Origin of the sequence: Comamonas denitrificans (genome assembly GCF_017368815.1) — a bacterium.
Classification (GTDB): domain Bacteria; phylum Pseudomonadota; class Gammaproteobacteria; order Burkholderiales; family Burkholderiaceae_C; genus Comamonas; species Comamonas denitrificans.
Genome location: NZ_JAFNME010000017.1, coordinates 57,909 through 70,214, shown reverse-complemented (window position 1 = coordinate 70,214; position 12,306 = coordinate 57,909). Strand labels below are relative to the sequence as shown.

Below are 12,306 nucleotides of genomic sequence, written 5' to 3'. Positions count from 1 at the left end.
GAGGTGACAGTATGACAAGGAAGACACCTGTGGCAACGCGGAAGCCCGCCTCCTTACCGGCTGGCTATGCCGGCATCCACGGCGGCATCGTCGAGCTGCTGGATGCTGCGCGTCAGGCAGCGGCGCGCAGTGTCAATGCATTGATGACGGCCAGCTATTGGGAGATTGGCCGCCGGATCGTCGAAGCCGAGCAGAAAGGGAGGCGACGGGCCGGTTACGGCGAGCAGTTGATGGAGCGCCTGTCCGCCGACTTGACGGCCCGATTCGGGCGTGGATTCGGTGTCAACAACCTGGAGAGCATGCGGCGTTTTTTCCTCGCATACGCCCAGCCCGAGATTTCCCAGACAGTGTCTGGGAAATTGGGAAATGAGTCGCCTGTCGAGAAATCCCAGACAGTGTCTCGGAAATTCGACCTCTCCGAACTGGCCCAGGCCTTCACCTTGCCGTGGTCGGCCTATGTCCGGCTGCTGTCGGTCAAGGATGACCATGCCCGTCAGTTCTACGAGGCCGAGGCGCTGCGCGGCGGCTGGAGCGTGCGCCAGCTCGACCGGCAGATTGGAAGTCAGTTCTACGAGCGCACGGCCTTGTCCAAAGACAAGGCGGCGATGCTGGTCAAGGGGGCGGTGGCCAAACCCGAGGATGCCGTCACGCCCAATGACGCCATCAAAGACCCGTATGTGCTGGAGTTCCTCGACCTCAAGGACGAATATTCGGAATCCGATCTGGAAGCGGCCTTGATCCAGCGTCTTGAGGACTTCCTGCTGGAACTGGGGGAAGGCTTTACCTTTGTCGGGCGGCAGCGGCGCTTGCGTATCGACCAGACCTGGTATCGGGTAGATCTGCTGTTCTTTCATCGGAAGCTGCGCTGCCTGGTCATCATCGACCTGAAGCTGGGCAGCCTGACGCATGCCGATGTGGGGCAGATGCATATGTACTGCAACTATGCCAAGGAGCATTGGGCCTACCCGGACGAGAACCCGCCAGTTGGCCTGATCCTGTGCGCCGACAAGGGCCATGCCCTGGCGCGGTATGCGCTGGATGGTCTGCCGACCAAGGTGATGGCGGCGAACTATCGCACCGTGCTGCCGGATGCTGAATTGCTGCAAAAAGAGCTGGAGAACACGCGGCGTTTGCTCGAATCTCGCGGAACGCTGTCCCTCAAGGACGACAAGCCATAGTTGTGCGCCCCGGCGTACCGCCGTCGGGCTCGCGGGCTGCGCCCCGTGCTTCGTACCGAATCACAGCCATTCGGCGCAGATCCCTGACGCCTCCGGCCTGGATCGCTGATCCGGGCCTGCGCGTGCTGCGCACTTGCCAACGGCGGGGGTGTGGCTGAGTGGGGTGTAGGCGGTCTTGCTGTTCCCTTCACCGTATCACGGCGTTCTCGCCGTCAATGACTTCGCGTGCTCGCACGCTTGCGGCCTGTCGACCGTCTTCGATCCCTGACTGCTTGCGCTGCGCCGTGCTGGCCACGGTTCCGGGCAATTCCGCCCGAGCAACCGGAGCACGATCATGTCGCAACTGTCCTTTTCCTCGTTCGATGACGCTTTGCTGGTGCGTGATGCCCAAGGGCGCTACCTGCCGGCATCGGTGGATCAAATTCTTGAAGCGGCACGCCAGGCCATCGAGCTGAAGATGCAGCGTGGTGCTGAGTTCACTTCGCCGGCGCTGGTCAAAGAGTACCTGCGCAATAAGCTGGCAGGTTTCGAGCATGAAGTCTTTGCGGTGCTGTTTCTGGATACGCGCCATCGGCTGATCGAGTACCGAGAGATGTTTCACGGCACCATCGACAGTGCATCGGTGTATCCGCGTGAAGTGGTCAAGGAGGCGCTGCGGCTTAATGCAGCAGCAGTCATCATCTCGCACAACCATCCGAGCGGAAATCCTGATCCAAGCAGTGCCGACAAGGTGCTGACACAGCGACTCAAGGAAGCGCTGGGGCTGGTGGAGGTTCGCATACTGGATCACGTCATTGTGGCTGGGGCACATTCGACGTCGTTTGCAGAGTATGGGTTCTTGTGAACCTTGGGCTTCGGCCCATTTCTAATTTTGAGCACTCTTCAGAAGTGCTTGTGATTTCACCTCAACAGGCTGCTGAAATACTGGTTGATCTCTCTAAGGGGCGGCCTCAGTGGTTTTTATTCCAGTTACATTCCGCTCCGGAAATGCTGAAGAAGACAGGTAATTACCTGTGCCTGCAGGTCAAAAGCAGTATTTCAGTAGCCTATCAAGAGAGTTGGTGAAAATTTAAGATCAAAAAATCAAGATTTAACATGCTTGAAAGCCGCATCTCTTGCTTCTTGAATTTTCTGGATGATTGATTTTCTCACCTGGTTTTTGCTTCCCTCTTCTAGCCTAGGAAGCCTTTCAATACCAAAATCAAACGTCGTGCCAGAATAGTTGTCATCTCTTGACGTCTTTCCAAAGAAAGAAAACTCAACACCGCAGTCGCCTGCATTTGCGCCAAATTTAAACGCATAAGTAGCCGTCATCTTTATTAAATAGTAATATTGATAGTAGTTTGGCTCGTGAAGAAGAAATATCTTTCCGAGATCACTTCCTTTAATTTGTATTTTGTTTACATGTCCTTCCATCCATTCAATTCTCTGTTCTTTCGGTAGAGCACCAGCTTCCTGGTCTCGAATAATCTCAAAATTACCGATTTCCTTAAATGAAAACTCTGGGCTATTTGCTGCTGTCAACTGAAGAAAGAATCGAATTCGTTCGCTGTTTGTGAAGTCATCAAAGGCAATGGATTCTGGTTTTTCATCTAATATGGTGCCTTTTGATTTGTAGAACTTGCCAATGGCCCCTGAAATTGCGTCGTTGAGCTTATTTGTGTCCTTGGATGTTCTAAATCTGTTGACCTCGATCTCCAAGCCGCTACCTGACTGTTTAAGTAGGACTTCACCTGGATAAACAACTTCTTGTTCTATCCAGTCTTTACTAAAATCCAACACTCGCAATGAATATGAAATCCTAACATTTCCCTCGGGATCAATCGAGATAGATGGCTCGGATGCAAACTCACGATCATCTTCCAGTTTAATCCCCTCAATTGCTGATTCGAAACCATTAAGAATTTCTGTTTGCCAGTCAGCAGTGGGAGACGATAGCTTAAAACTACAAGACGAATATTTTTTTCCTGATTCTCTTGTAAAAGATTTTTCAACAAGCCTCTTAAACTCAGCGGGGGTCAATAAAGAAGCGCTAAGAAGTGGGACCGTGTCTGACTTGCTGGTGCTACCTATGAATATCCCTTTTTCCTTAAGTGTTTCTGTTATTTCACCATTGCTGATGTGGTCGCTATTGAGGAGCACTCTTAAGCGATCCCCCCACAGCATGGCCCTTTCATAATCAAACTGTTTGGCCGGGGCTTGTTTGGTCGTGATGCTCATGATCAGCACTCCAAAAGATCAAGAATGGATTCTTTGTAGCAAAATACTTTAATGCGTGCCTTTCTCTCTTGATAAGCCATCAGGACAGAATCTTTTTCTTGTTTGTCATCTGCCGGGTGATAGCTTTCCAAGCCAATAAAAATTTCCTCAACCCACCCATCAGCGAAGTCGAAAGCCAGGCTGCAAATTTTCTTCAGGGATTCTTCCGAAAACGCTTGTTTTACATATAGGCACAGAGAAGGTTTCTCTCCTAGCATGAATCTGATAGGGATAAGATCTGAAGCTATAAGTTCTATTGGCAGAACGTCACCATATCGCTCGTCTGCAGAGGCGATAACGTTTCCTAGTTTTGGATAGTAGAAATTATATTCTTTCCCTTGCTTGATTCCTCTGAAATGGCTAATTGCCTCTTTTATAAATGAGGCTCGTGACATATCCAAAAGATATAGGGGGGAGTTAGAGGATAAGTCAAGCTGAATGTTGCTTAAGGCCGGCTTAATGTCTCTATCTAGATTTTTACTGTCTCCATGCAGCCAGACAAGAAGACCCACGTGCTTTTTCTGGCGACGACCTTGGAAGGTTTGTAGTTTCTGAGAAACTTCAGAACTTATTTTAGAACATGAGACAATTTCATCAAGTTCGGATAAGTGTTTTTTGAATTCAGTCCTGACGCCTTGATCTCCTTTTGGATATCCTTTTTTAACATTTTTAGAAGAGATGTAAATTACGTCTGTTCGGCTGTCATGGAGTGGATTGTCATAGATGAAGATAAAATCATTTCCGTGCGTTTTTTCGCGGCTATGAGATTTATTGACACAAGGCACACTTACGCCTTTCAGAAGATTCTCCCATCCGATCAATTTCAGTAGTTCTTCTGTTATTTTCTCTCCATTCTCCCCGGAAGTTTTTGAAGACTCACCCATTATTCCTCTCCAATGTTACGTTTATTAGTATTGAATCACCATCGTTCGTAAAAACTGCATCGCTAAAAATAAGACCATCGGGTATAACCAAGCCAATGTCGTTGCCTATATTAATGCGATTAAAAATTCGACTTAACTTTGCCTGAAGTTTTTTTGCGGAAATGCTGATTTCTCTTGTATCAACGAGCCCTTTGCGCTCAACAAGTCTGTCAAGCTCTTTGCTCCATAAATCAGGATGCACATATTTTTCTGAAACTTCCCTGATTTCTTCGCCAAGAACCTTTTCTTTACTATTGCATAAGGCAATGACTTCTCGATAAAAGTCCTGTCGTGCAGTAGGGCTTTCAATATTCTCACGGACTTTTTCTATCAGTCCGGTAGCTACGGCCGACTTGACTCTTTCATCTGGAATTTGCTTTGCTTTCAGAAAATCATCAATCCAGTATTTTGTCCGACTGCTAAGTCGATCAATCGCATAAATAACATCGGAGCCGCTAATAATTAAGACTCCTTTATCAATCAAATCAGGATTTATTCCGATTGAGACTTCGAGTTTCTGTGTTTGTCCATCTATATGCGCTGACAAGTATTGCTGCTTTGATTCCGATTTATAGATTCCAATTGCAGAGCGGCATTCTCCATCCACCTTTAGGTTGTCAAAAAGAATAACAAAGAGATCACCAGACGCAACGTTTGGGTGGTGGGTCGAAGAATATAAGTGACTGGCCAAGTTTTTAGATAATTCTTCGAAAGTTATCTCTTCTCTAAAGAAGCTTGATGAGTGATGCGCCACATCATTTAAAGCCATGTCACTCTCATGACTCAGCACATACTTGTTTCTTTCGCTGAAAATTCCGCGGAAATAACCGCCAAGTATTACTTGAGAAATGCTTTCTGTGATGGCGAAGCATTTTTCCGCCAGAATCAAAGGCTCCTCCCGCAGGCGGTTTCCAACTTGATGCAGTATGACTGCCTTGACAACTGATTCGCCAATTTCCATCAATTTCCCCTTTAGCCGGAACGTCCATCGTTTCATAGCGACGCGGCTTGCTACTCCGAATTTCCCAAGTGCTCGCTTTCAATTTTGAAAGTTTCCCTAACACAAATAGATAATAAGCGAAATACTTCCTTGCGTCTCCGTTTCGCGGACCGCGCTGCTCCAGGTTCGCTATTCGCTCATCCCTGACGGGACTGGCATTCGCCAGCCTTCCACATCCCTGACGCCTACGGCCCGGCTTCCAGCTTCGGGCCTGCGCGCTTCGCTTGCGTGCGATCTGCACATCGCGGCGGCCCCAGCCGTCTCTCCTGACTCCATCACCTTGCTCGCGACTGTAGCCCGTGGCCGCGTGCCATCAAGGCGCGCCAGGCCGTGTCCTCGGCTGCGCCTGCGGGCCGCACCAACCCTGACGCTTTTCTCCTTGACGACCCACGTCCGTGGGCTCCTTACCGTCGCGGGCGATGAACTCAGGAAAGACGGTGGCAATAGGGCCAACCGGGTTCCTCGTGCCAACCGCACCGAACAGCCGAAAGGCTGGGCTCCGAATCTAGGAATCCGGTGTGAACAGCTAACCCTTTTCGTCAGGAGAAAGACCATGCTTGCATCCCGTTTCGCTTCCCGTTCCCCGGTACTGCGCAGCGACTCCCCGCTGTCCGATGACCAGATTCACCGCGTGGCTCCGTCCATCTTTGCGGAAGCGCCCCACGAAAGCCGTTCCCAGCGTTACGCCTATATCCCCACCGCCACGGTGCTGACCGAACTGCGCAAGGAAGGGTTTCAGCCCTTCATGGTGACGCAGACCCGCACCCGCCACGAAGACCGGCGCGACTACACCAAGCACATGATCCGGCTGCGCCATGCCAGCCAGATCAACGCCCGAGGCGAAGCCAACGAAATCATCCTGCTGAACTCGCACGATGGCACCAGCAGCTACCAGATGCTGGCCGGCATGTTCCGTTTCGTGTGCAGCAATGGCCTTGTTTGCGGCGATACCGTGGCCGATGTGCGCGTGCCGCATAAGGGTGACGTGGCCGGACAAGTGATCGAAGGTGCCTATCAGGTGCTGCACGGTTTTGCCCCGGCGCTGGAATCCCGCGAATCCATGCAGGCCATCACGCTGGACGAAGGCGAGGCCGAAGTGTTCGCCCGCGCCGCGCTATCGCTCAAGTACGACGACCCGGACAAGCCCGCACCCATCACCGAATCGCAAATCCTGATGCCGCGCCGGTTCGATGACTGCCGCCTGGACTTGTGGAGCGTGTTCAACCGCACCCAAGAGAACCTGACCAAAGGCGGTTTGCACGGGCGCAGCGCCAACGGACGCCGCCAGCAGACCCGCCCGGTGCAGGGCATTGATTCCGATATTCGCCTCAATCGCGCCCTGTGGCTGCTGGCCGATGGCCTGCGCCAGTTGAAAGCCTGATTCCCCTGCGCGGCAGGGGCAGGCAGCAACCCTTGCCGCGTCATTCGCTGCTGCATTCCATCATCGCAAGGAGTTTTCACCATGAACGCCATCAACCACACCGAAGCCCAAGCCATCCACGCCACTGCCAGCGCCACGCCTGCCGTGTTGCTGGAAGCCGCCGACCCGAGCAAGAATCTGATTCTGGTGCCGCTGTCGCGGCTGGTATCGCGCCCCACGGGCCGCAACGTGCGCAAGACCCCGCGCATGTCGATTCCCGAACTCGCCGCCAGCATCCAGCGTGTCGGCCTGCTGCAAAACCTGATCGTGATTGCATCCGCCGATGGCGAGCGTTACGAAGTCGTGGCCGGAGGCCGTCGCCTTGCCGCCCTCAAGCTGCTGGCGAAGAAGCACCGCATCAGCAAGGAATGGGAGGTGCCTTGCCTACTGGTGGCCGATGGCACCGCCCGCACCGCCAGCCTGACCGAGAACGTGCAGCGCGAAGCCATGCACCCCGCCGACCAGTTCGAGACATTCGCCGCGCTGGTGGCCGAAGGCCGCCCCATCGAGGACATTGCCGCAGATTTCAGCGTCACGCCGCTGGTGGTGCAGCGCCGCCTGAAACTCGCCAACGTGTCGCCGCGCCTGCTTGCCGACTACCGGGCCGAGGCCGTGAGCCTTGACCAGTTGATGGCCCTTGCCATCACCGACGACCACACCGCGCAGGAAGCTGCGTTCTACGATGCGCCGACATGGCAGCGCAGCCCGCACAACCTGCGCGACCGCCTGACCGAGCGCGAGATTGATGCCCACCGGCATCCGCTGGTGCGCTTCGTTGGGCTGAATGCTTACGAGGCCGCAGGCGGTGGCACCCGCCGCGATCTGTTCGCGGAAGCCGATAGCGGCGTGTATCTGACCGATGCCACGCTGCTGGAACGGCTGGCGCAGGACAAGCTGGCCAGCCTTGCCGCCGAGGTGAAGGCCGAAGGCTGGGCATGGGTGGATGCCACCCCCGGCACGACCCATGCCGACCTGCAAGCCTTCCAGCGCGCCCCGAGGCAGCGCCGCAGCCCGAACAAGCGCAAAGCCCAATGCATTGAGAAGCTGCAAACCAAGCTAGACGAACTGGCCGAAGCCGTGGATGTCGCCCTGGACGCCGACGATGAAGAAAAGGCCGAAGCCTTGCAGGAGGAAGGCGAACGCCTGGGCGAACAGTTGCAGGCGCTGGAAGATGGCTTGCAGGACTATGGGGAAGCCATCAAAGCTGCCGCCGGGGCCATCGTCACCATCGACCGCAACGGTGAGGCCGTGATTCATCGTGGCCTGCTGCGCGAAGCCGAGGCCAAGGCGCTGCGCACGCTTGAACGGCTGCGGCAAGGTTTCGGCAGCGAGGGCGAAGCCGGGAACGACGATACCGGCGAGGAAACCGACGACGCCCCCAAGCCCGCCGCCATGTCCGACCGGCTGGCGCAACGCTTGAGCGTCCACCGTACCGCCGCGCTGCAAATCGAAGTGGCCCGGCATCCGCAGGTGGCGCTGGCCGCACTGGTGCATGGCATGGTGCAGACTGTCTTGCAAGGCAGCCACTACGGCCACGATCTGCCGCTGGGCGTGAAGCTGACCCAGCAAGATCGACTGGAAGGCATGGCCCCGGACTGGCCGGAATCGCCCGCCGCCGTGGCGCTGCGCGAACTGCAACAGGTAGCCGGTGAAGCCTTGCCGGAGGACAGCGCCGACCTGTTCGCCGCGCTGTTGGCGAAGTCGCAAGACGAACTGGTGCGGCTGCTGGCGGTATGCGTGGCCGTCACGGTGGACGTGGTGACGCCACGCGCCACGCCACACCAGCCCGGCGAGGAACTGGCGCAGGCCGTGGGCCTCGACATGGCCGCATGGTGGCAGCCGAGCGCCGAAGGCTATTTCAAGCACATTCCGAAGGCCGCGATCCTGCAAGCCGTGGGCGAGTACGCGCCCGAGCACGTCACCCGACTGGCGAAGTTGAAGAAGGCCGACATTGCCAGCGAAGCCGAGCGGCTGGCGGATGGCACGGGCTGGATGCCCGCCATCTTCAAGGCCGCAGGCCCGCAGGACGCCGTGCAGGAGGCAGGCCCGGAGCAGGACGCCCCGGAGGATGCCGACGCCGTGGCGGATGAACCCGCCGAGGCACTGGCCGCTTGACCCGCGCCGAAGGCAAGCGCCCCGGCCTCGACCGGGGCGCTTCGCTGGAAGGAGAACCGCCCATGACCCGCACCACGACCGGCCGCCCGCGTATGGCGGCGACCTATGCCCCCGGCACGGTACGCGCCCGCCGATGGCACGGCGAAGGTGACGTGCGCGGCTACCGCCCGCCCTCGGGCTGGACGGCCCGCGCCGACCTCACCGACATTCATCCCATCACGGGCCGCGCCTTGCCGCGTGCCGTGTGGTGGCTCATCGAAACGAAGGAATAGCAGCGGCAGCCCCGGCACATTGGGCCGGGGCTACTCCAAAATCCGGGCGCGGCGGTGGCCGCGCCCGGCTCCAACGTCCAAAGCAAAATCGCCCCGTCGCCGCCTTCGGCCAGGCGGCGACGGGGCGAGCGCGCAACGGCCTTGCGCGCGACACAGCAATCGGTGCCCGCTGGCGCGGGCGAGGTTTCGATGGCGCCCCGCCGCGATGGGCAGGGCTTGTGGGGCTACGCCCCGGCTTGCTGCGGCAGGTTGTGTGAAAGCGTGCCGTCCTCGACGCTGGCGATTCGTTGCCTGTCCATCACGAAGGACAGTTCACCGACAGCCGCCCGGCCTCGCTATGGAGCTTCCATGCCACACCTCAAGCACGTTGCCGCAATCTGCGGCAGGGGCGTCCTTGCCTTGTCGTCGGGGCATTGACTCTGGCCCGTGTCAGGGCGCGCGCCGGTGCAGCCTTCGTGCGGGGATGCCGAGCCGGCCCTGTCTCCTTTCGGGGGTGGTTCGACCCAAGGCGTCCTTGTCTCGTTGTGAATCCTGGCGGTGGCGCGGCTGCGCCTCCGGGCTTCATGGCTGCAACCGTGCGGCGAAAACAATTTCCCCTGCGCTGCGCGCATTCCTCGCGGGACAAATTCTTTTCGCCTTCCGGTTCTCCACTGCGTTGCGACCGCAAGCGGTGCAGCCAGCCCGTCCCCCGCCGGTCGGATCACAACAAGGACGCGATGGGCGCGAACCTTGTTCAACCGAAAGGAGAAACATCATGGCCAACATCGGCACCTTCACCGCAGACAAAGACGGCTTCACCGGCACGCTTCGCACCCTGACGCTCAACGTCAAGGTCAAGCTGGTTCCCAACGACAAGGGCGACACCGAGAACGCCCCCGACTTCCGCCTTCAGGCGGCCGGCCACGACATCGGCGCGGCGTGGAAGAAGACCAGCGAAGCCGGGCGGCCCTACGTGTCCGTATCCCTCGACGATCCCTCGTTCCCGGCGACGGTCTATGCCCGCCTGATCGAGAACGAGAACGGCACGCACGACCTGATCTGGTCGCGCAGCAAGCCCCAGGCGGCGTGACCACCGCAGCGCCCCGCCCATCGCGGCGGGGCGCTGTGCTGCTGGTCGCAGCACATCACCACTTCACGCGCGCGGCTTCGCCGCGTCGCGCTCCTTCAACACCGACTCCAGCTCCCGGCGTACCTGCGCCAGCAGTTCGTCGGCCTTGCGCGGGCTGTCGCCCGCAAAGGCCAGCGTCAGCAGCGTGAGCGGGTGGATCTCCATCACCTCGCACAGCTCGGTCAACTTGTGCAGGGTCGGACTTTTCAGGTCGCGCTCCAGGGTACTCATGTAGGTACGGCTGGACACGTCAGAGAAGGCTTCCTGGCTCAAGCCACGCGCCTTTCTGACTGTCTTCAACGCCTTCGCCAATGAGTTCCCAGCCGCCACCAATGGTTCCTCTCAAAAACCAAGATGACAGCCCATTGCGCCCTATAGAACTACAATCTATAGTGTTCATTTGGTGTTCTCCGTTTTTGTGCTTCTACGGAAATCCGTATCGGCGGATTCCAGCAAAGCCATAGAACCGCATCCGTGCTTGCGCACGAAGTCGTGCATCCGGCTTGGCGGTTCTGCGCTTCTGCGTGAAACCGCGTTCGTGCATCATTGGATGTGTGGGATTGCCGACCATGCCCCAGCCACTCGCCACCGCCCCGGAGCGCGCGCAACTGCTCGCCAACGGCGAGGCCCGTGCCGCTGGCCGGGCCATCGACCCGGTGCCTGTGGTGCGGCTGTTCACGCCGGACGCGCACGTGACCTGGCTGCTGGCCGCGCTCGATCCAACCGATGGCGACACCGCCTGGGGCCTCATCGACCTGGGTATCGGTATGCCAGCGCAAGGCACCGTCAAGTTGTCCGAGCTGGCTGGCATCGTCGGGCCGCGCAAGCAGCCCGTGATGCGCGACCTTTACTTCCGCCCTACGCGCACGCTGTCGGAATACACCCGGCTGGCCGAGCGCGACGGGGCCATCCCGGACTGAATACGGCGCACTGTGACTTTTTCAGTCTGGCGCCATACCGGGTAGGTCTCAATCGGCATTCTTGCGGCGTAGCCCCACCAGTCTGATCCAAATAGGCATGATGCTTGACGCGGACTGCGGCAGGCTGGCCTGTGCAGCACTCCAACTCGGGGCGCTGCCGCCGCAGCATTGAGACGAATACCGCAACGCATCGGAGCCAATCGGTCTTGACAACCCGATTCACCTTTTTTTCCCATGACGTTTTAACGATTGCGATGTAGCGCGTAGTCCTTCCGTGGCGGCGAGTCCTGTTCGCGGGAGGTGGCGTCATGGTCGATCACAGCGCCGAGCCTTGGTATTCGACTGCCGCGTATCTGTACGTGCTGCATCTGGACGGCCTTGCGCTCGCCTGGGAGTACCTGCGCCGGCATCCCGACTATCGGCTCGACTGGCTGCGCCACCATCGCCGTTCGCAAGCGGCACAGCAGGCGGCGCATCGCTGGGGTTTGCGCCTGCTGGAAGACCCGGCCTTGGATGCGCGCGACGCGCATCCGGCCTGGCTGCCCGGCCATGCCGCTGTGGTGCAGCTCTACCCCGATGCCGATCCGCCGCTGGATGCGGCGATGTTCGCGTTCTGGCTCATCCCCGGCCACAAGCAACTGCTGCATGACGGCAAAGGGCTGGCGCTGATCGCGCGCAGCCCAGGTCATTGCCTGCGTTTCGCGCTCGCGCCCGGCCTGGAAGATGGCATGGCCGTGGCCTATGCCCATCGCGGCGGCGCTGCCGCGCCTGCACGCGGTCAGGTGCCCGGTGCCGCTCTAGCCGATGCCAAACCCAGGCCAGCACCTGCCGCACTGCTGGAACTGCACACCTTGCAGGCGCTCGACGCGACCCTGGCGGGCGCGTCCTTGCGTGAAGTCGCGGAAGGACTGTTCGGCGTAGATGCCGCAGCCGATTGGTACAGCGACGGCGGGCTGCGCTCCAAAGTGCGCCGCCTGGTACGACGTGGCGATGAGTTGATGCGCGGCGGCTATCGCCGACTAGCACAACTTCCGCCGCTTGAGAAGGGTCGTTTTGACGACGACGCAAAACGACCCTGAGCACAAGGGTCGCGCTTTCTGAGACTGCCTCC

General features: G+C 58.1%; 12 protein-coding genes. 8 read left to right on the top strand and 4 right to left on the bottom strand.

The annotated features are described in order from the left end of the window. The first annotated feature begins 11 nt into the window (after nucleotides 1-11). Both J1777_RS09100 and radC read left to right on the top strand, forming a co-directional pair. Complete coding sequence (locus tag J1777_RS09100; RefSeq protein ID WP_207575418.1) at nucleotides 12-1,178, top strand: PDDEXK nuclease domain-containing protein; 1,167 nt, start codon at nucleotides 12-14, stop codon at nucleotides 1,176-1,178. Nucleotides 1,179-1,512: 334 nt separating this feature from the next. Then, a complete protein-coding gene (radC, locus tag J1777_RS09095; RefSeq protein ID WP_207575412.1) occupies nucleotides 1,513-2,022 on the top strand; it encodes a RadC family protein in 510 nt (169 codons plus the stop codon). Between the two features lie 239 nt (nucleotides 2,023-2,261). Here the strand turns inward: radC and gapS4b are convergent, their stop codons facing one another. Genes gapS4b through J1777_RS09080 form a run of 3 tightly spaced genes read right to left on the bottom strand, consistent with a single transcriptional unit; the run spans nucleotide 2,262 to nucleotide 5,357 of the window. After that, entirely contained in the window at nucleotides 2,262-3,398 is a 1,137-nt protein-coding gene (gene gapS4b, locus J1777_RS09090; protein ID WP_207575411.1) for a GapS4b family protein, read from the bottom strand. Between the two features lie 2 nt (nucleotides 3,399-3,400). After that, nucleotides 3,401-4,321 carry a GapS4a family protein gene (gene gapS4a, locus J1777_RS09085; protein ID WP_207575410.1) on the bottom strand — a complete coding sequence of 307 codons (921 nt, stop codon included), beginning with the start codon at nucleotides 4,319-4,321 and terminating at the stop codon, nucleotides 3,401-3,403. Next, nucleotides 4,314-5,357: a nucleoid-associated protein gene (locus J1777_RS09080; RefSeq protein ID WP_207575409.1), complete on the bottom strand. Its 1,044-nt coding sequence runs from the start codon at nucleotides 5,355-5,357 to the stop codon at nucleotides 4,314-4,316. The genes gapS4a and J1777_RS09080 overlap by 8 nt, the downstream gene beginning before the upstream one ends. Nucleotides 5,358-5,913: 556 nt before the next feature. Here J1777_RS09080 and J1777_RS09075 point away from each other — a divergent pair. The 4 genes from J1777_RS09075 (at nucleotide 5,914) to J1777_RS09060 (ending at nucleotide 10,236) form a co-directional block, all read left to right on the top strand. Beyond that, nucleotides 5,914-6,741: a DUF932 domain-containing protein gene (locus J1777_RS09075; RefSeq protein ID WP_207575408.1), complete on the top strand. Its 828-nt coding sequence runs from the start codon at nucleotides 5,914-5,916 to the stop codon at nucleotides 6,739-6,741. An 81-nt stretch (nucleotides 6,742-6,822) separates the two neighbouring features. Further along, the gene (locus J1777_RS09070) at nucleotides 6,823-8,895 is read left to right on the top strand and encodes a ParB/RepB/Spo0J family partition protein (RefSeq protein ID WP_207575407.1); all 2,073 of its coding nucleotides are present in this window, start codon (nucleotides 6,823-6,825) and stop codon (nucleotides 8,893-8,895) included. 62 nt (nucleotides 8,896-8,957) lie between these two features. Beyond that, nucleotides 8,958-9,167: a hypothetical protein gene (locus J1777_RS09065; RefSeq protein WP_128272181.1), complete on the top strand. Its 210-nt coding sequence runs from the start codon at nucleotides 8,958-8,960 to the stop codon at nucleotides 9,165-9,167. A 754-nt stretch (nucleotides 9,168-9,921) separates the two neighbouring features. Beyond that, on the top strand, nucleotides 9,922-10,236 hold the full coding sequence (locus J1777_RS09060) for a DUF736 domain-containing protein (RefSeq protein WP_128272179.1): 315 nt from the start codon (nucleotides 9,922-9,924) through the stop codon (nucleotides 10,234-10,236). A gap of 63 nt (nucleotides 10,237-10,299) precedes the next feature. On the opposite strand, the gene J1777_RS09055 is transcribed toward J1777_RS09060, so the two are convergent. Further along, entirely contained in the window at nucleotides 10,300-10,605 is a 306-nt protein-coding gene (locus J1777_RS09055; RefSeq protein ID WP_128272177.1) for a helix-turn-helix domain-containing protein, read from the bottom strand. 239 nt (nucleotides 10,606-10,844) lie between these two features. Between J1777_RS09055 and J1777_RS09050 the strand changes: the two genes are divergently transcribed. After that, nucleotides 10,845-11,195 (top strand): DUF2958 domain-containing protein, encoded by a 351-nt coding sequence (locus J1777_RS09050; protein WP_184372816.1) that lies wholly within the window; start codon nucleotides 10,845-10,847, stop codon nucleotides 11,193-11,195. 308 nt (nucleotides 11,196-11,503) lie between these two features. After that, the gene (locus J1777_RS09045) at nucleotides 11,504-12,274 is read left to right on the top strand and encodes a DUF2285 domain-containing protein (RefSeq protein WP_184372813.1); all 771 of its coding nucleotides are present in this window, start codon (nucleotides 11,504-11,506) and stop codon (nucleotides 12,272-12,274) included. The last annotated feature ends 32 nt before the right edge of the window (nucleotides 12,275-12,306 follow it).